We start from the raw sequence: 20,464 nt of genomic DNA on the forward strand, positions 1-20,464 counted from the left end.
TTTTATTCTTCACATTCAGGCACCACGATACTCAACCAAGTGACAACATTAGATAGATAATCTTGTCTCTTGGTTGAGTATTTTCATACTTTCCTATCTGTAAACTTTTTTATGTCATATATTTATAGAGAACTTCATTAAATTTACTAATTTTATACCTTGATTGTATGACTGTTATTATTTTTTGCTGGATGCATTGCTTTAATCCTTTGATTACCTTTACCATAGAGATGTTCTCTAAGCGTTTCACCTTCATAGTCTAATCTATACAATCCCCTACTTTGTAAAATAGGTACCACCTCATCTATTAATTCTTCAAAAGTTCCCGGACTATAGCCTTGCGTAATATTAAATCCAGCTGCTCCTCCTTCAATAGCCCATTTTTCAAATTGATCTGCGACATGTTCTTTTGTACCAATAAATTTTACTGCTCCATTTCCAATACAATGGTTTTGTAATGCTTCTTTAAAAGTCCATTTATGTGTAGGATCCTTCGCATAGTAATCAAGGTCGACTTGTATCGCTCCGGTTTCTATATTCTCAACGTATTCATCCGGATCAATACTAGAAAAATCAATTCCTGTATGGCCACTTAACAGTGTAGCAACGCCTTCATGACTCACATAACTTTTTAATTTTTCATATTTTTCATAGGCTTCGGCTTCTGTTTTTCCAATAATAGGCAAAACCATAGGGTATACTAAGATATCTCCTTTTTTACGGCCGTATTGTATTGTTCTTTTTTCCATATCTTTAATATACGTTTTCAATTCATTTAAAGAACTATGTTTTGTAAATACTGCTTCAGCATGTTTAGCAGCAAATGCTTTTCCCTTTTCAGAAGCTCCTGCTTGAAAAAGGACAGGCGTACGTTGTCTGGAGGGTTCTACTAGGTGTGGACCTGATATATCAAAATATTCGCCTTGATGGTGAATATCATGTACCTTATTAGGTTCAGCATATGTGTCATTTACTTTATCTTTCACAACCGCTCCTTCTTCCCAGCTGTCTTCCCATAGTTTATAGGCAACTTCTAAAAATTCATCAGCACGATTATACCGTTCTTCTTTAGACAAACGCTGTTTAAACCCTAAGTTTACCGCTTCACTTTCTAAGTATGAAGTCACTACATTCCAACCCATACGCCCTTGCGTCAAATGGTCTAATGTAGATAGTTGCCTTGCTAGACTATAAGGGTGTGCATATGTCGTCGAAATTGTAGGTGTAAATCCAATATGCTCTGTAAAAGCAGCCATAGCGGAAATGATAGCTGTTGGTTCATGTGAGGGTAATTGAACTGCATGTTTAACCGCCGTATCATAAGAGTTATTATAAACATTATACGCACCCAGTACATCTGCAATAAATACTGAATCAAATTTCCCACGTTCTAGGGTTTGAGCAATATTAATCCAATATTTCAAACCATTATGATTAGTGCCCGTATCTCTCTCATGTTTCCATAAGCCTGAAGAATAAGGTGATGGTGAATTTTGTATAAAACCATTAAAATGTATTTGTTTTTTTGTCATATATACTTCCCCCTTTAATTGAATGACGATTCATCAAATATATAGTGCTAAATGACTCTTAAATCCAAAATAAAAAGTCAGAATTTTCAGATTTTATAGCCTGTATTTAAATTTCTTTCAGGTTGATCTAGTATAATTCACTGAAATTATTTTCTACTATCTTACATTTCTTTATTATCGTTACGTAACACTTTAAAGAAAGAGAATATCATTAAAATAATAATTACGGAAAACGGTAACGCTGTAATAATCATTAAATTTTGAATTGACTGTAACCCACCAGTATAAAACATGATAATTGCAAATAATGCTAGTATAATACCCCAACTTACTTTAACAATTCCAGAAGGTGTAATAGAGCCTTTAGAGGTTAACATTCCTAATACATACGTTGCCGAATCTGCAGAAGTAATAAAAAATATCGCTACAACAATAATGGTAAGTATACTTAATATGAAACCCATTGGATAGTGTTCAAGCACGCCAAACGTTGCAGTTTCAGTGTCAAACTTAGATATCTTGGCTATATGATTTTCTTGTAAATAAATTGCCGATGCACCAAATACAGCAAAGAATATAAAGCATATCATTGAAGGTACAAGTAAGACCCCTAAAATAAAAGACTTTATTGTGCGTCCCTTTGAAATTCGAGCAATAAAAATACCCACAAAAGGTGACCAAGATATCCACCATGCCCAATAAAATATCGTCCAATTTTTCATCCAAGAAAATTGTTTATCTTCTGAATTCGTGGATAATTTAAAACTCATTTCAATAAAATGAGACAAATAATTACCTAATGAATTGGTAAACATATTAAGTATGTAAAGTGTCGGACCTACTGTAAACACTGCAATTAAAATCATGATTGCCAAAATCATATTGATGTTACTCAAATGCTTAATACCTTTATTAATTCCTGACCAAGCTGATATTGTAAAGATTATCGTAGCAAGAATGATAATGAGTGTTTGTATAAATAAATTGGATGGTACGTTAAATAAAAAATTTAATCCTTTATTAATTTGTGCTGTACCAAAACCTAATGTAGCAGCAACACCAGTAACTGTAGCTATGACTGCTAATATATCACTTAAATTACCTACATATTTTTGTAAATTTCCTTCGCCTAATAATGGCTTTAACATGGCACTCACTAAACCCGGATATCCTTTATGGAAACTGAAATAAGCGAAAATCAATGCTACCATACAGTATACTGCCCAAGCATGTATACCCCAATGAAAAAATGAATATTGTAACGCTGCTTCAATTGCCCCTTTACTACCTTCCTTATGTTCAGGTGATAATAGGAAAGCATCACTAATTGGTTCGGTCGTTGTCCAAAATACTAATCCCATGCCCATACCAGCACAAAATAACATTGAGAACCATGAAACTAAAGAAAACTCTGGTTGCTCACCTTCTTGTCCTAACGTGATGTTACTATATTTAGAACATAATAAAATGAGACATAAAATTAAAAATATTACTACTAAGATGAGATAATACCAACTAAACTGTATAGAGATAGAATTGGTTAACGCTGTTGTAATTGCTTCAAATTGCCTCGTAAATAATGCTCCAAATATTATAAACACAACACAGATACTAATGGATGTTATAAAAACAAAATTGTACTTTATGATGTTCACATTGTCCCCTTTCACACGTTTATGGCATTTTAAAATAGACATACTACTCATTCAACAATATAATGCATATTCACATAGAAAGACCAACAATCTAAGTATTCCGATTGATTTACTATGTTTTAAAAAGAATACAATACATATATATACGTGTCAACACATTTTAGTATTAAAAGTGATTTAATGTATAAAACGTAACTAACTTAAGCTATACCTATATCGGTAGCTGCATTTTAATTAGTCATCCAACGAAGTAATATTACACTTAAATTTATGAAAATAATTAATTTTAAATAATTATTAATTAAAACAGCATTTCAATAAAATAAATATTAGTTAAAATTTGCAATATGCTGACAATTCAAATAATATGGACAATAAACATTAGCATCTTTGCAAACAAAGGGAGTCATTTCATGTCAAATCAACTTCAAAGGGGATTAAGTAATAGACATATTCAGTTAATTGCAATTGGGGGCGCTATTGGTACTGGACTATTCTTAGGTTCAGGTCAAACGATTTCTTTAACTGGTTCATCTATTATCATTACTTATTTAATTATCGGTGTAGTGTTATTTATGTTCATGCGTGGTCTAGGTGAACTCTTACTTAGTAATACAAGGTATAAATCTTTCGTAGATATTGCGAATGACCAATTAGGACCATATGCAGGATTTCTCATTGGTTGGACTTATTGGATGAGTTGGATTACTTCAAGTATGTCAGACCTAACTGCCATGGGCTCTTACGTGAGTTATTGGTCTTCAGCAATACCTAACTGGCTAACGATACTATTTATCGTGCTATTGTTAATGGCGTTTAATTCATTAGGTGCCAAATTGTTTGGTGAAATAGAATTTTGGTTCTCAATGATTAAAATTATCACTATCGTTCTCTTAATCATCGTAGGTTTAGCCTTTATTTTCCTAGGTATTAAAAGTGATAATACTACAGCAAGCTTCTCTAATTTATATGAAAATGGCGTGTTTACACATGGTACACATGGTTTTCTAATGTCATTCCAAATGGCCGTCTATTCATTTATTGGTATTGAATTAATCGGAGTTACAGCAGGCGAAACGAAGGACCCACAAAAATCAATTCCACGTGCTGTTAACAGTGTACCTATCAGAATATTACTGTTTTATGTAGGTTCATTAATTATCATCATGTCGATTACACCATGGAACCGTATTTCGCCTGATCACAGTCCATTTGTACAAGTGTTTGCGCTCATTGGTATTCCATTTGCGGCTAGCGCTATTAACTTTGTCGTCTTAACAGCAGCGGCGTCAGCTACCAATAGTGGTATCTTTTCAGATAGCCGTATGTTATATGGTCTAGCCCATGATAAACAAGCACCGTCTATTATGAAAAAAACAAATAAACATGGTGTTCCACATATTGCCATGTTCATTTCAACTTCTATACTGCTTATTGCAGTAATGTTGAATTTTATTTTTCCAAATACTATGCAATTATTCATTTATATCACAAGTATTTCCACAGTATTATATTTAGTCGTATGGGTTCTAATCGTTATATCTTACATTAAATATGCACGTTCTAATAAAAAAGAACATCAACACAACAAATTCAAATTAAAAGGTGGCCATTATTCTGGCTACTTGGTTCTAGCCTTTTTCTTTTTTGTATTTGTCTTATTGTTCTTTTCATCTGATACAAGAAAAGCAGTATACTTCTTACCTATTTGGCTCATTGCTACTGCCTTGATGTATTTACGTTTTAAAAGAAAAAAGAACAATCTTAAAAACTTAGCCTTAGAAACAAATAAGGAACTGACTTCTAATCAAACAATCGATTAATCATTCACCTATCATTATACGTATACTAAAACATAAGCAAACAGCTAAAATCTGATGATCATTTTAGCTGTTTTTTATTATGAATGATTACTTTTCAATCGACACTTCCGCGCATATATACACACGCTAAAATGGTTTAGCCTTATTTAATTACTATAGCGGAAATGTATATGTTTCTGACATTCTAGGGTACATTAAATATGAACATATATTAAGGTGGTTAAAATAATGATAAACAGAATACAAATCTTTGATTTAGCTAAAGCCAGTTATAATATACTTCCTGACTATCCTTGGGAAAAATACCCAAATTATGCTGTACTAAGACATCATAATAACGGTAAATGGTTTGGTTTAATTATGGATATTTCAAAGAATAAATTAAACTTAGTTGGCAATGAAAAAATTGATATATTGAATTTAAAAGCACCTAAAGAATTTATTGGACCTTTACGCAAGAAAAAAGGTATTTATCCTGCTTATCATATGGATAAATCTAATTGGATTAGCATTAATTTAAGCGAAATAGATAACTTACATGAAATTCAAGATTTGATAGCAGAAAGCTTTGCATTAACTTCCTAATTCCTCATTCTATTAAAAAAACTAAAAAGTTAAGATTTTAAAAACTTTAATTTGACATTTCGAATATTATCGAATAGTATACGTGTATGGAAAATTTAGTAGATATTTTTAAAGCTTTGAGTAATCGCACACGGATTGATATATTAGTTTGGCTTAAAAATCCATTAGAGCATTTCGAAAAACCTAGTTCGCATTTAAATAAAAATTTAAGTGAAAAAGGTGGCGTATGTGTCGGAGATATTCAAGAAAAAGCAAATATGTCAGCGTCAACAGTCTCTCATTATTTAAAAATGATGCAACAAGCGGGTCTATTAGAATCAGAAAGACATGGTCAATGGACATATTATCGTAGAAATGAATCTACTTTAAATGAGTTAGCCGAATTAATAAAAAAAGACTTTTAGAAGTCTTTTTTTATGTTTAGTAATTCGTTAATTCGCGAAATGAAGAATTAAAGAAATGAGGGTATTCAGTGAACAAGTTTGTGTTTTATATTATCGCAATTATAGCAGGTGTATTTTTAAGTACAGAAGGTGCCATTTATGCAGTTTTAGGTGACCACATCGGAAAGTTAGAAAGTAGTTTATATAATTTTTCAATTGGCTCTATTATATTAGGCATCGCTTTATTGTTTTTAGGCAAAGGCTCACTTTCTTATACTATTAAAGCCCCAAAATGGGAATTAACAGGCGGTGCTCTAGGCGTCATATACTTAACTGTATTAGTCATTAGCATCCCCCTAATCGGTGTCGGATTAGCGATGGGCAGTGTTGTTGTTGGGCAAATGATTATGAGTGCTATTATAGAACATTTCGGATTATTAGGTAGCGAAAAACGTCCACTAAGAATCGAAAAAATAGTAGCTATCATATTAATGATTATCGCGCTCACATTAATTTATTAGGAGGATCAAACATGCAGTTTATTTTAGTAATCGTAACACTCATTGCTGGTATTACACTGAGTACACAGTCAGCAGTTAATGGATCATTTAGTAAAAAAGCAGGCACTTTAGAAAGTGCATTTTTAACATTTGTTACTGGTGGCATTATTTTATTTATTATTACATTATTTTTTGGACAAGGTAGCTTTTTAGATTTCTTCCATGCACCCAAATGGCAATTAAGCGCAGTATGGTTTGGGGTAGGTTATCTATTTTTAACTATTGTAGCTATCCCTAAAATAGGAATTATAGCAGCTAATATCTCTGCAGTTATCGGACAGTTAACAATGGGTATGGTTATCGACCATTTCGGTTGGTTTGAAGGCATGACAATCCATTTTGATTTAAAAAGAATTATAGCACTTATTATTATGATTATTGCATTGCGTCTAATATATAAAGCAGATATAAAAAATAGTGCAGAAGAAAAGCTTATCAATTAACTTCATTACACAGCCAGCGCACAATTTTCTACAACGTCAAAAACACAGTAACGCTACTATGCGTTACTGTGTTTTAATTTAATTATTTTTATTATATTTTTGCAGGGTCAACACCTGTCGTTTTTTCTCTTAAATCATATTCTATTTCTTCTAAACTACGTCCTCGTGTTTCAGGTAAATATCTAATTACAAAGATCATCGCTAACACGCCGATAAATGCAAAGATTAAAAATACCCACTCAGTACTTAAAGCACTGTTTAAAACTGGGAAGAGTTGCGCAACTAATAATGTACCAAAGTTCAATACAAGCGTTGCTAAACCTGTTGCTGCACCACGTGCACGCATTGGAAACATTTCTGGTAACATTACCCAAAGAATTGGCCCCCAAGTCAGACCAAAGAATACAATAAACAATGATAGACAGGCAATAATTATACCGGCTGAAGACTCAATACCAATTGTCCATATTAAAATGGCCATTACTAATAATGATAGAACCATCCCAATATTACCAACAACTAATAATTTTTTACGGTCTACTTTATCTGCAATAAATACAGCTACAATCGTCACAAGTACGTTAATTGTACCTATCCCCACTGTTCCTAAAATAGATGTTGCTTCACCTAAACCCGCTTTACTAAAAATCGTTGGCGCATAAAATATGATGGCATTAATACCAACAATTTGTTGGAATAATGCGAATATGCACCCTATAATCAATGTTGGTCTTAACCAAGGCGACTTTAAGATAGACCATGTAGATTCTGAAATGGCTGCAATTTCTTTCATTTCTTTAATTTCAGTGTTAATTTCTTCGTCATTATTAAATGTAATTTTCATGACGTCGCGAGCAGCCTTTTCACTTCTATGTTCAAGTAGCCATCTTGGACTTTCAGGCATAAATGCAATACCCACCAATAAAATAATGGAAGGTACGATTGCTAAACCTAACATCCATCTCCAACCTTCTATATCTGCGAATGCATAATTGACTAAGTACGCCGCTAAAATACCAATTGTAATCATTAATTGATTTAATGATCCAAGGGAACCACGATATTCTGTAGGTGCCATTTCTGATAAATATACAGGTACCGTTGCCATAGAGCCTCCGACAGCTAATCCGATAATTAAACGTCCCATTACAAGTACTGGCATATTAGGTGCTAAAGCCAATAACAATGACCCCACAATATAAATAATTGCGATAATCAAAACCAATCGTCTTCTCCCAATTTTATCGGATAATGGTCCACTACCACCTGAACCGATAATCGCACCGACTAACATTGATGCCACAACTAACCCCTCTGTAAAGCTATTCAGTGGAATATCATCATGAATAAATAGCAATGCGCCTGAGATAACACCGTTGTCATATCCATACAATAATCCACCCAGTGCTCCCAATATAAAGATTAAACTTTTATTAGATTTCAAATTATTTACAACCCCTTTAAAGTTATTTGTTAATTATAATCCTAATATGTAAGCGTTTCAATTATAAATGAAAAATTTTTTCACGTTAAAGTTCAATCCATATTAAAAAGGATATCCATATGAGTGATGGATATCCTTTCTATGTTGAATCTTATTACTTTTTATTTTCCTTTAGCTATACTGTCAGTTTTATAAAAACGCAAATCACTTTGGCGGCTTAATTGTATCGCTTGGATCATTGTCCACATCACTAGTAAACTCCCTATGGTATCTGTAAAATAGTGAGCTTGTAAATATATTCTAGAGATCATAATTGAGATGATTAATACAATGCCAAAGATATAAAGTACTTTGTTGCGTTTCAAGAGAAGTATGAGACTTACCAAAAGACACACACTTAATACATGCATGCTAGGAAAACTAAAGCCATCTATATCGACGCTCGGTCTTGGGCGTTGAATGACATTTTTTAAAAATGTTCCTATTAAAAACACACTAAAACACCACAAACCATACCACCAAAATTTGAATTTACTATAGAAGAATAATACCGCTAAAATAAACAGTATCATAATTAAACAATTCAATGGTGAAAATACACTAGAAATCACATCTAGATATATTTTAACCCCTTGTGATGTAATTACATCATGTAATGTTTGATATACTAGCGTGTCTATGTTTTCTGTTAAACTCAACTGTATACAGATGAATAGTATTAAAAAGCACACACTAGCAATAATCATTTTCAAATAATTTTGCACTTGAATGATGTTCCTTTCTTTATTTACTCTTAGTTGTAGGGGTAAAGCGTCTGCGCGATATGTACAAGAATATTCTTTTAAATGTTTTTTTAATAACTTTAAATTCTTGTATTTACCTTTTCATGAAATAAATGCACGTCTATATGTATATCATGAATTTCGACTATTAAATTCTAGTTAATCAAATTATTCGTTTCAGCTCAATCATACTTTAGGACTACCTAATAAGCGCTTGCTTTCAAATCTAGCACATACAAATATATCTTGTTAGATGTCACTCTTCCATTTCACACAAGATATCATAATTGTTTATACTCATATCCTGTGCTAATATCTATTATAGATATAAAATGTCTATAATAACTCATTAATAATGATTGCACTTTTATTTAATAACGCAACCTAAACTATCAAAGGAGTTTTAACGTGAACAAAGACCGTTTTGACCAAATTGCTGAAAAATATGATGGCCCTGATAGAATACATCTTGCTGAGATTATTTCGAGCGAAGTGAGTAAGCTATTCGAAAATAAAAAATATCATTCACTATTGGATTACGGTGGTGGCACAGGTTTAGTTACATTCAACATTGAGCATTATTTTGATTCTATCACTTTAATGGATTCCTCTCCTAAAATGATTGAGGTCTTTGAACATAAATGCGCTGAACTTGGCATTCCCCATATTCACACGCAAACCGGTAATATTTTGTTAGATACATCACTTTTAAATCAAAAATATGATGTTATCTTTTTATCGCTTGTATTGCTTCACAGTGGTGATTATGAATCCTTATTGCGTCAATTATACACTCACTTAAATCCAAATGGCATGTTAGTCATTGTCGACTTTAATAAAAATGAACAGGTATTTCATCCAAATGTGTATAATGGATTTAATCAAAGTGATATTAAACATGCTTATACACAACTCGGATTAACAAATATTGATACACACACATTTTATAGTGGGAAAAATTTGTTTATGAATCGCGATGCCAGCCTTTTTATTGCAACAGGAATTAAAAATAACCCCAAATCGTACTAAGCTACATGTGTCACTTTAGAATCATTTAATTAATTAAGACTAACCTACGCTTTAATATAAAAATAAGAGGATCATCAGATAAAAATCGGATGATCCTCTTTATGTTATAAGCTTTATAACGTTTAAAAATAATTACTTCATTTTATCTTTTAATTGTTGTTGTTCATCATCAGCTAAAAATGCATAACGCACAGCTCTCTGATTAATATATTCAATTTGATCTAAAGTAATCATTTGATTTTCCATCAGTAGTTCATATTCTGCATTTAATGATGTCTGTGTAACCGTACGATTATCTGTGTTTATAAGGAATGGAATATCATTTTTAATTAAATAAGGAATATTTAATGCTTTAAGATTAGGAATTGCCTTTGTTTGAATATTACTTTTAGGGCACATTTCTAAAAGTACATCGTTCACCTTAACTTCTTGCAAAGCCGTTTCATCTTGATTAATTGCAACGCCATGACCAATACGTTTGGCCCCTAATTTAATAGATTCCATTACATTGTGCATGCATCCACATTCACCTGCATGAAGAGTAAGATTAAAACCTTTATCTAATCCATATTGAACCGTAGAGTGAATAGCTTCAGGTGGAAATGCCGCTTCCGGGCCTGCAAAATCTATGCCACACACCACATCACTATTACGATGATATAAATCATCAAATAATTGCTCGTTTATCGTAGTATCTTGTTGTCTCATGGCACAAACTAACAAGTTCACTTTAATATCAAACTTCGCTATCGCTGCTTTAACCCCAGCTTCTACAGCATCAAAAACATCAGTTATTGTCAATCCTTGCTCCATATGTAATAAAGGCGCAAAACGAATTTCAATATATTTTACATTATCCTCGTTTGCTTGTTGCACAACATCAATAACAGCTCTTTGTAAAGCATCCTTTGTCTGCAACACTTTTAATATTTCATCAAAACACTTCAAATATTCATCTAAGCTGTCGCATGATTCACTAACTAGCAAATTTCGTTCATCTAACACTATATTTTGTTCGTTAGCAAGTTGTTTTATTAAACCTAGACTGGTAGAACCATCTAAATGGCAATGAAGCTCCACTTTAGATATATCTTCTATGCACTTCTTCATGTTTGAAACCTTCCTTACTTCAAAGCCATCATCTATAAATTTCATCATAAATGGCAGTACTTATCCAAAATTTTATTGCTTTACTATAACATTTTGAAAACTATTTATCTATACCAATCATATGCGATTGTAATTCTAATTTTTAACTTAAGCTAAAAAGTTAGATGTACCGATTAATGCAGCAATAGCTACCAATGACACAACCACCAATATCACAATGATTTTTAATTCTACCTTAAATCGACGACGTTGTTGTCCTTTATTGATGAGCATTATACCTATGAACACACTGATAACCAAAATAATCAAAAAGATAAAAGCAATTTGATTTAATATATCCACACAACTCCCCCCTCACAACAAATAACTTATTTTGTTTTCCATAGCACAAAGTATGAGGTAGCAACATAAGTATTCGATACTTTTGTTGCTACCTCTCATTTAAACGAATTATTTATTCTTAATATATGCATGTGATTTTAAATAAGAAATAATATAACGTACCGATTCTTCTACCGTGTTATTCTCAGTATCTAATACAATTTCTGGGTTAGATGGTGCTTCGTAAGGTGCATTGATACCAGTGAATTCTGGGATTTCACCACTTCTCGCTTTCTTATATAACCCTTTAGGATCTCTTGCTTCACATTCATCCAAGCTACATTGTGTATAAATTTCTATAAATTCATCATCTTCTAACAAGGCACGAACTGCATCACGGTCTTCTTGGTAGGGCGAAATAAATGCAGTGACAGTTATTAGTCCGGCATCCACCATTAATTTACTTACTTCACCAATACGTCGAATATTTTCTTTACGGTCTTCTGGGGTGAACCCTAGATTGTTATTAAGACCATGTCTAACATTGTCTCCATCTAAGCGATACGTATTAACTTGTTGCTTAAACAGTGCTTTTTCTAGTTCTACAGAAACCGTTGATTTACCCGAACCTGATAATCCAGTAAACCAAATAACAGCACTTTTATGTTTATTACGGTGTTGTCTCTCTTCTTTTTTCACTTCTGAATTATGCCAAGTAATATTATTAACTGTACTCATTTTTACACCTCTTAATTATTATTTCTCTTGTAATCCTTTAATTAGTACTGCTGCAACTTCCGGTCTTGAGAATTCTTTAGGTAGTGGTTCTCCATTTCTCAGTTTTTCACGTACTTTTGTTCCACTGAGGTGCAAGTGTGAAGTCGCATCATGTGGACATGTCTTAGCAGTTGCCATATTCTCACAAGCTTTACAATAAAATGCATGTTCAAATTTCAATATTTGAATACCTAATTCATCTTCATATTTTGAAATTAATTCTTGTGCTTCATAAGTACCATAGTAATCGCCCACCCCAGCATGATCACGGCCGACTATAAAGTGCGTACAACCATAATTCTTTCTAACAGTTGCATGTAGTATTGCTTCTCTTGGCCCAGCATATCTCATAGCTGCTGGATAAATAACTAAGCGTGTTCTATTTTCTGGGTAATAATTTTTAAGGATAACTTCATAACTCTCCATGCGTACCGAAGCAGGAATATCGTCTGACTTTGTTTCACCAACTAAAGGATTTAATAATAAACCATCAACTGACTCTAATGCTGCTTTTTGGATATATTCGTGCGCACGGTGCACGGGGTTACGTGTTTGGAAGCCTACGACTGTTTTCCATTCTAAATCAGCAAACAATTGTCTCGTTTCTGCAGGATCTAAATGGTAATCAACAAATTCATCATGTTTAGGACGATCAAGCAAATGGATAGGACCTGCAAGATAAACATTACCTTTTTCATAAACTTTCTTTACACCTGGGTGATCTACATCTGTTGTTCCGTATACTAATTCTGCTTCTTTCTCTTTGTCATATGTATACTTTTCTTCTAAATCAAGTACACCATATAGATGTGCATCCTCCCCGTATAAAGCGACACGTGAGCCTATTTCAAGTTGGTTTGCTTCATCTTCAGTTACAGGTAGTGTAATTGGAATACTCCATACTAGCCCATTACTTAGGTGTACATTTTCTACAACGCTTGTATAATCTGCTTTATTCATAAATCCTGTTAATGGACTAAAACCGCCAATAGCGATAAGCTCTAAATCTGATAAGCTCCAAGGGTTTAACGTAATCGAAGGTAAAGATTTGGCTTCTGCAATATATGTTTCTTTTTCTGATTGATCTACTTGTCTATTAATTAATTCTCCACCGTGTGGCTTAATTGTATTTTCAATAATTTTATTTGTTACTGTCATGTTTACACTTCCTTCTTAAGTTTTTAATCTAGTTCATTAACGTTAGCTTTTTTTTTAGATAATGAAAAAGGTAGTTTTTTATTTTGATAGAGCGCAAAAGTGATTAACCCTAACCAAATGATAATAAGTGCTATTTTTATCGTTACTGATAATGTTGTACTTGTACTAAATACACTTAGTAGTGAACTGCTGTTAGTAAAAATAATTAACCCACTCACACATACAGCTAAGATATTCATAGGCAATATTTTGACAAACCATGCCGCTATTGGTGCTGCAAGCATGCCACCTACACTTAACGACACTACAAGTCCCCAATTAATTTGGCTCCAACCTAAAAATATAATGAAGCCAAGAGAAGCAGAAAGCGTTACAAAGAATTCACTTGCAGATACAGTACCAATGGCATATCTAGGCTCTAACTTTTTCTGAGCAAGTAAGAGTGGTGTGTTGACTGGACCCCAACCACCGCCGCCAACTGCATCTAAAAATCCAGCTACCGCACCTTGAGGTACCATAGAAAAACGACCGCCTTTGTCGGGATTTATATCGTCTGAAAGCTGCTCATTTCTTTTAAATAAGAATTGATACAAGATATAAAGCCCCATAGTTAACAAGAACACAGCAATAAAGGGTTTGATTAAATTGCTGTGGATATTACTTAGGAACGCTGCGCCTATAAATGCTGTTATTGCACCTGGAATAGCTAACTTAATTAAAGTCGGCTTATGCACATTTTCAAATTTCAAGTGTGATGTACCTGATGCTGCAGTTGTCGCAATTTCAGAGAAATGAATTGTCGCTGAAGCAATCGCTGGTGCAACACCAAATGTTAATAATATTGATGAAGATGATGCACCAAAGCCCATACCAAGAGATCCATCAATCAATTGTGCAAGAAAACCAGCAAGTGCAAATATAAATAATTTATGCATGCATCGTACTCCTTTCTATTAATTTAGATTACCGAATCTAACCAATTTCTAACTTCACGTTGTTTATGGTGAGATAAATAATCATCTGCTAAAATTTCTTTTAAAAAGCGCTTTTGCTTTAAAGATGATAATTCACTACGCTTTATACGTTGTCTGCATTCATATAAAAAATCGACATAGGTTTCATAATCACGATCAAACCTTTGATTAAATTCTTCTAAAAGTTGCGCAGTTAAACCGGGACTTGCTCCGTTTGTAGATATGCTAATCGTTAATTTTCCTCGCTGAAATATACTTGGAAATATGACATCTCCTGTCATAGCTTCACTAGCCATATTAATCATTGCGTGGCTTGGTTTGGATTGTAAAACGCATTGGTTTGTAGCATCATCGTTTGTAGCTACTACAATCAAATCAGCATATTGTACATCTTTAGCTTCAAATGTTTTTTCAGACCACTTTATATCAGAATATTCAATTAATTGTTGTAATTGCTCAGTCACTGTTGGACTGATAACATGTATATCTTTTGAGTAAGTCATCAATGTCTTTATTCTACGTTCAGCAACCCGTCCTCCACCAACGACGACAATATGCTTCTTTGATATATCAATCATTAATGGCATCAATGGCATCTGTCATTTCCCCTTTAACTATAGCGATTTTAATTATTACGAAACATATTCAAAGGTTTCTTCTACGCGTTCTTTCAATGCTTGTTGCAAGTGTTCATGATGTCCTAATCTATGACAAAGAATGATATCACTGTCTACTTGATAACGCTCTACTGTTGTTGCAATATGTCTTTCTAAAATGCCAGTGAACCAAAGATATGGCACGATGAAAATTTGAGAATGGCCTGCATTTACTGCCGCTTCAAGTGCATCTTCAAATGAAGGTTTACAAGCTGCTAAATAACAAACATCAATATCAGATAAATGACTCGCTTCGTATAACTGTGTCTTTATTGTCTCCAAATCTTTCTGAGTTTGGGGATTATAACTTCCTCTACCAACGACTAATATTTTTGCATCTTCGTTCGGTGTTTTGTTAGTTTCATCAATCCTCTGCTTAAGGATTTCAGTTAACCGGTGTTGTACACCCAATGGTTCCCCATATGTCACAGTGACATATGGATACTTTAATTGGTTTGCTTCAATTTCAGCTGGAATATCTCTAAAATAGTGTCCTGCGCTTAACAAGAGAACCGGTATTACCGAAATTTCAGTCGCGCCTTTGTCTACCAATCGTTGAAAACCTTGAGATACGTTAGGACTTGTCAATTCCAAGAAACACGTTTCTTGCAAAGGGACATCTACCTGCGCTTTGACTAATTCGATAAAGGATACGGCTTCTGTAACGGCTTCTGCGACCCTACTTCCATGGCTCACATATAAGACACCTCTCATATTAAATCCTCCTATTACTGATAAGTTAATTTAGCAACTGCTTCTTCAACTGGCATTTCTTCAAACCAGCTGATACGTTCTCTAAGTCTAACAACTTCTCCAACCACAATCATCGCTGGGTTCTCAATATCCTTTGCAACTTCAACGATATTATCTAACGTGCCAACGACGGTCTTTTGATACTCTGATGTACCAAGATGGACTAAAGCTACCGGTGTATCTTTAGGACGTCCATGTCTAGTCAACAATGCACTGATTTCAGGCAGTTTTTTGACGCCCATATATATACATAGTGTTTCGGGTCCGAGCGCAAGATGTTTCCAATACGAATCTTCGTCTATGCCTTTATTAATAACACCTGTAACAAATGCAACTGATGAACTATAATCACGATGAGTAACTGGAATACCTGCATAGGCTGGTGCTGCAACGCCAGATGTAATACCTGGTACAATTTCAAAAGGAATATGGTTTTCTGCCAATATTTCCGCTTCTTCTCCACCTCTACCAAAGATAAAAGGATCTCCACCTTTCAAACGCGTAACAGTAAGTCCCTTTTTAGCTAAACTTACAAGTAACTTATTTGTATCTTCTTGGGGTAAGGAATGACGGTTAGGGTCTTTACCACAATACATAAACTTTGTTGTTGGTGATGCATGATCTAATAACGCTTTATTTACCAAACGATCATATAAAATAACATCGGCTTGTTCAATAGCTTTCAAGCCTTTCACTGTAATCAAATCAGGATCACCAGGCCCTGCGCCTACTAAAAATACTTTGCCCATCCTGTCACCACTTTCTCAATTTTTAACTGTGGAACACTTGGCCATCTGTAACTTTATCAACGATACCTGCACGTACAACAAAGTCTCCAAAGTGCTCTCCTTCATTTCTTTCTTTTGCATATTGTAATAATATAGGTCTTAAACTTTCTAAGATTTCTTCTTCACCAATATTTTCTTTATATATTTTATTTAAACGATCACCTGTAAAGCTAGCGCCTAAATACATATTATATTTTCCAGGTGCTTTACCAATAAATGCAATCTCTGCTAATGCCGGTCTTGCACATCCATTAGGGCACCCTGTCATACGAATTGTAATTTCTTCATCATTTAATCCAGCTTCGTCTAATAGCTCTTCAATTTTAGTAATAAGTGAAGGTAAATAACGTTCGGATTCAGCCATTGCTAGACCACAAGTAGGGAATGCAACACAAGCCATAGAATTACGTCTTAATCCAGTATAGTGCTTGCCATCTGTAAGACCGTATTCGTCAATAATAGCTTCTATTTCAGGTTTTTTCGTTTCATCTACACTAGCAATAACTAAGTTTTGGTTTGGAGTTAGTCTAAAATCACCTGTGTGTATTTCAGCAATTTTTCTTAACGCTGTTTTTAATTTATAATCTTCTGTATCTTTTACACGTCCATTTTGAACGAATAGTGTATAGTGCCATTTGCCACTGCCCTCAGTCCAACCATAACGATCTCCATTATGATCAAAGTGGTATGGCTGTGATGCTTCTAATTCCCAACCTAAGCGCTTGTTAAGCTCATTTGTAACCCACTCCGTACCGTAACGGTCAACTGTGTATTTAAAGCGGGCATTTTTACGCTCTTGTCGATTACCATAATCCCTTTGAATTGTTAATATTTTTTCACAAACATCTATCACATGTTCTTTCGGGAAATAACCGATAAGTCGTCCAACTTGTGGATAAGTATTTGTATTACCATGCGTCATTCCCATTCCACCACCGACTGTGATGTTAAATCCAATAAGCTTTTCATCTTTAAGAATCGATATTAACCCGATATCTTGAGAATACACATCAATATCGTTTGACGGTGGCACCGCAATACCTATTTTAAATTTACGTGGTAGATACGTTTTTCCATAAAGTGGTTCTTCTGTTTCACTCGTATCCAATACCTTTTCACCATCAAGCCAAATTTCATGATACGCTTGCGTTTGTGGTGACAAGTGTCGACTAATATCACTAGCAATTTGATTAACTTCAGCGTGAACTTCTGATTGATAAGGGTTAGGATTACTCATGACATTACGGTTAACGTCGCCGCATGCTGCCAATGTATCTAATAAAGATTGGTTAATATCAAACATCGTTTGTTTTAAATTTCTTTTTAAAATGCCGTGAAATTGAAATGCTTGTCTCGTTGTTAATTTAATTGTTTCATTCGCATACGTATTGGCAATATCATCCATCGCAATCCACTGTTCTGCAGTTGAAGCGCCTCCTGGAGCACGCACTCTTATCATAAAGCTATATGCTGGCTCTAACTTTTGCTTACGACGTTCATCACGAAGATCTCTATCGTCTTGCATATAACTACCATGGAATTTTAAAAGTTTAGTATCCTCTTCAGCAATTGCACCTGTAATTCTATCTGCTAAACCTTCTTCAATAGTACCTCGAAGATAGTTACTTTCCGTTTTGATTCGTTCCATTTCATCCAATTTTTCTGAAAAATTTAAATTCGGATCAGCCATACTATCATTCCTTTCTCTTAATATACATCCCGTTGATAACGTTTTTCTTTTTTCATTTCTGTAAGATACGCTTCTGCGTCTACTTCAGACATGCCACCTTCTTGCTCCAATATATAGCGAATCGTTTGGTGAACATCTTTCGCCATTTGTTTTTCATCGCCACATACGTATAATTTAGCGCCATTCATCAACCATTCATAAAATGTTGCACTTTGTTCAGCAATTCTATGCTGCACATATACTTTTTCATCTGTATCCCTAGAAAAGGCTAAATCTAGTTTGCTAAGTACTTCATCTTTAAGCCACGTTTGCCATTCTGTTTGGTATAAGAAATCGGTTGTAAAATGCTGTTCTCCGAAGAATAGCCAAGTTTGACCCGTTAATCCTAATTCCTCACGTTCTTGTAGATAAGATCTAAATGGTGCCACCCCAGTACCTGGACCAATCATAATCACTGGTGTTTCTTCATCAAACGGAAATTTAAAGTTTGGATTTTTCTTCAAATAAATCTGGATTGTATCGCCTGGTTGCACTCTCTCTGCAAGCTGTACTGAACAAACACCTTTACGGTCTCTATCATGAGCTTGGTACCTTACCGCGCCTACAGTAATATGCACTTCATCTGGGTTTGCTTTGTAACTACTCGCAATAGAATATTCTCTTGGCGGCAATTTTCTCAATAGTTGATGCAACGCTTCAGGTTTAAATGACTCCGAAGGGAAATCCGTGAATAAATCTACTAAATCTCTACCGTCAATATATGCTTGAATCCATTCATCATCGTTAATTTTTGCTGTTAACTGTTCATTATTTAGTAAGTCTACTGCTTTTTGTAATAACGGTTTTGTTAACTTAGTGATTTCAAAATGTTCTATCAAAGCTTTTTGTAAAGGCAATGTATCCCCATCATCATTTATTGTGACTTCTACTGTTTCATCAAATCCTAATGTTTCAATTAACTGTGATACTACTTCAGGATCATTTTGTGGTAATACTACTAAGCAATCACCTGGTTCATATTCTTCGCCATAATTATCAAGCAGTAATTCAACATGTCTAACCTCTTTATTTGAACCTCGACCATTGAGGTTAATATTTTCTAATACTTCTGCCTCATACGGATTTGATTTAGAGTAACGTTTCTCTTTTGCAGATTGTACTGTTTCAGTAGATGTCACCGTTTGCGTAACTCCCGAGCTACTATTTAACTTTTCTATATTCGTGTTCATCCATTTTTCAGCAATGTCATCATAATCTATATCACAATCTTGTCGCTCTATGATACGTTCGGCTCCAAGCTCTTCTAAACGTTTATCGAAATCTTTACCTGTCTGACAGAAGAATTCATAAGACTCATCACCTAAAGCAAGTACAGAGAATCTCACGCCCTCTAATTTAGGCGCTTTTCTGCCGTGTAAAAATTCATGGAAAGACAATGCGTTATCAGGTGGATCTCCTTCACCGTGAGTAGATGAAATAACAAATAAATCCTCTACTTTTTTCAGTTCTTTTGGTTTAAAATCATCCATCGCACTAAGTTTGACTGTATAATTATGCTCTACTAGTCGATCTGCAAATATTTCACCTAAACTTTGTGCATTTCCTGTTTCAGAACCATATAATATTGTAATATGTCTATCACTCATAGCTTGCGGTTCATTATTCAATACATTTTCCGCTACTTGTTGTGACGGTGCTGAACTATTAGCCAGTGCTTGTTGATTAGCAGTTAAATAACCACTAAGCCACGTCTGTTGTTCAGGAGTAAGATTTTGGATGATTTGATTCAGTTGTGTTGCTTGTTCTTCGTTGAATGGACTGTTTGTTACAGATAAATTCACAGCAAGTTCACCTCATATAGTCTATTTTCATTTCTTAATTATTTAATACTTAATCATTGAATTGACGGGTTTAACCTTTCCCGTTAAAAGGTATACTTTTGAAGTATCATATGCACATCAAAACGGTTAGTAACTCTATATAACTGATTAGTTTACTAAG

At 34.0% G+C, this 20,464-nt stretch carries 20 protein-coding genes; 6 read left to right on the forward strand and 14 right to left on the reverse strand.

What is annotated here, in order from left to right; translation table 11 throughout:
* Window positions 1–152: 152 nt before the first annotated feature.
* On the reverse strand, window positions 153–1,532 hold the full coding sequence (locus tag PYW31_RS12355; RefSeq protein WP_046836942.1) for an LLM class flavin-dependent oxidoreductase: 1,380 nt from the start codon (window positions 1,530–1,532) through the stop codon (window positions 153–155).
* A gap of 161 nt (window positions 1,533–1,693) precedes the next feature.
* Entirely contained in the window at window positions 1,694–3,229 is a 1,536-nt protein-coding gene (locus PYW31_RS12360) for a BCCT family transporter (RefSeq protein WP_103356924.1), read from the reverse strand.
* A 371-nt stretch (window positions 3,230–3,600) separates the two neighbouring features.
* Between PYW31_RS12360 and PYW31_RS12365 the strand changes: the two genes are divergently transcribed.
* From PYW31_RS12365 to PYW31_RS12385, 5 genes are all read left to right on the forward strand, one after another.
* Window positions 3,601–5,010, forward strand: coding sequence for an amino acid permease (locus PYW31_RS12365; protein ID WP_046836943.1), 1,410 nt, complete (start codon window positions 3,601–3,603; stop codon window positions 5,008–5,010).
* Between the two features lie 228 nt (window positions 5,011–5,238).
* On the forward strand, window positions 5,239–5,595 hold the full coding sequence (locus PYW31_RS12370; protein ID WP_046836944.1) for an MmcQ/YjbR family DNA-binding protein: 357 nt from the start codon (window positions 5,239–5,241) through the stop codon (window positions 5,593–5,595).
* Window positions 5,596–5,681: 86 nt separating this feature from the next.
* Window positions 5,682–5,999, forward strand: a complete 318-nt coding sequence (locus PYW31_RS12375; protein ID WP_046836945.1) for an ArsR/SmtB family transcription factor — start codon at window positions 5,682–5,684, stop codon at window positions 5,997–5,999.
* A gap of 68 nt (window positions 6,000–6,067) precedes the next feature.
* Window positions 6,068–6,499, forward strand: a complete 432-nt coding sequence (locus PYW31_RS12380) for a DMT family transporter (protein ID WP_046836946.1) — start codon at window positions 6,068–6,070, stop codon at window positions 6,497–6,499.
* 11 nt (window positions 6,500–6,510) lie between these two features.
* Complete coding sequence (locus tag PYW31_RS12385) at window positions 6,511–6,981, forward strand: DMT family transporter (protein ID WP_046836947.1); 471 nt, start codon at window positions 6,511–6,513, stop codon at window positions 6,979–6,981.
* 91 nt (window positions 6,982–7,072) lie between these two features.
* On the opposite strand, the gene glcP is transcribed toward PYW31_RS12385, so the two are convergent.
* Both glcP and PYW31_RS12395 read right to left on the reverse strand, forming a co-directional pair.
* On the reverse strand, window positions 7,073–8,425 hold the full coding sequence (gene glcP / locus PYW31_RS12390) for a glucose transporter GlcP (protein ID WP_046836948.1): 1,353 nt from the start codon (window positions 8,423–8,425) through the stop codon (window positions 7,073–7,075).
* Window positions 8,426–8,586: 161 nt separating this feature from the next.
* Window positions 8,587–9,189, reverse strand: a complete 603-nt coding sequence (locus tag PYW31_RS12395; protein ID WP_248827331.1) for a phosphatase PAP2 family protein — start codon at window positions 9,187–9,189, stop codon at window positions 8,587–8,589.
* Between the two features lie 426 nt (window positions 9,190–9,615).
* Here PYW31_RS12395 and PYW31_RS12400 point away from each other — a divergent pair, with 426 nt between their 5' ends.
* A complete protein-coding gene (locus PYW31_RS12400) occupies window positions 9,616–10,236 on the forward strand; it encodes a class I SAM-dependent methyltransferase (RefSeq protein WP_046836949.1) in 621 nt (206 codons plus the stop codon).
* 132 nt (window positions 10,237–10,368) lie between these two features.
* On the opposite strand, the gene add is transcribed toward PYW31_RS12400, so the two are convergent.
* The 10 genes from add to PYW31_RS12450 form a co-directional block, all read right to left on the reverse strand.
* Window positions 10,369–11,346, reverse strand: a complete 978-nt coding sequence (gene add, locus PYW31_RS12405) for an adenosine deaminase (RefSeq protein WP_046836950.1) — start codon at window positions 11,344–11,346, stop codon at window positions 10,369–10,371.
* A 147-nt stretch (window positions 11,347–11,493) separates the two neighbouring features.
* Window positions 11,494–11,688, reverse strand: coding sequence for a hypothetical protein (locus PYW31_RS12410; RefSeq protein ID WP_046836951.1), 195 nt, complete (start codon window positions 11,686–11,688; stop codon window positions 11,494–11,496).
* 108 nt (window positions 11,689–11,796) lie between these two features.
* A complete protein-coding gene (gene cysC / locus PYW31_RS12415; protein WP_046836952.1) occupies window positions 11,797–12,405 on the reverse strand; it encodes an adenylyl-sulfate kinase in 609 nt (202 codons plus the stop codon).
* Window positions 12,406–12,423: 18 nt separating this feature from the next.
* Window positions 12,424–13,602, reverse strand: a complete 1,179-nt coding sequence (gene sat / locus PYW31_RS12420; protein WP_046836953.1) for a sulfate adenylyltransferase — start codon at window positions 13,600–13,602, stop codon at window positions 12,424–12,426.
* Between the two features lie 23 nt (window positions 13,603–13,625).
* The gene (locus PYW31_RS12425) at window positions 13,626–14,537 is read right to left on the reverse strand and encodes a sulfite exporter TauE/SafE family protein (RefSeq protein ID WP_046836954.1); all 912 of its coding nucleotides are present in this window, start codon (window positions 14,535–14,537) and stop codon (window positions 13,626–13,628) included.
* 23 nt (window positions 14,538–14,560) lie between these two features.
* Window positions 14,561–15,172 (reverse strand): NAD(P)-binding protein, encoded by a 612-nt coding sequence (locus PYW31_RS12430; RefSeq protein ID WP_046836955.1) that lies wholly within the window; start codon window positions 15,170–15,172, stop codon window positions 14,561–14,563.
* A 36-nt stretch (window positions 15,173–15,208) separates the two neighbouring features.
* Window positions 15,209–15,946, reverse strand: coding sequence for a sirohydrochlorin chelatase (locus tag PYW31_RS12435; RefSeq protein ID WP_046836956.1), 738 nt, complete (start codon window positions 15,944–15,946; stop codon window positions 15,209–15,211).
* 14 nt (window positions 15,947–15,960) lie between these two features.
* Window positions 15,961–16,734, reverse strand: a complete 774-nt coding sequence (gene cobA, locus PYW31_RS12440; protein ID WP_046836957.1) for a uroporphyrinogen-III C-methyltransferase — start codon at window positions 16,732–16,734, stop codon at window positions 15,961–15,963.
* Window positions 16,735–16,756: 22 nt separating this feature from the next.
* On the reverse strand, window positions 16,757–18,463 hold the full coding sequence (locus tag PYW31_RS12445) for an NADPH-dependent assimilatory sulfite reductase hemoprotein subunit (RefSeq protein ID WP_046836958.1): 1,707 nt from the start codon (window positions 18,461–18,463) through the stop codon (window positions 16,757–16,759).
* 17 nt (window positions 18,464–18,480) lie between these two features.
* Complete coding sequence (locus PYW31_RS12450) at window positions 18,481–20,304, reverse strand: assimilatory sulfite reductase (NADPH) flavoprotein subunit (RefSeq protein ID WP_046836959.1); 1,824 nt, start codon at window positions 20,302–20,304, stop codon at window positions 18,481–18,483.
* Window positions 20,305–20,464 lie beyond the last annotated feature (160 nt).

Origin of the sequence: Staphylococcus succinus (assembly GCF_029024945.1) — a bacterium.
GTDB classification, from domain to species: Bacteria; Bacillota; Bacilli; order Staphylococcales; family Staphylococcaceae; genus Staphylococcus; species Staphylococcus succinus.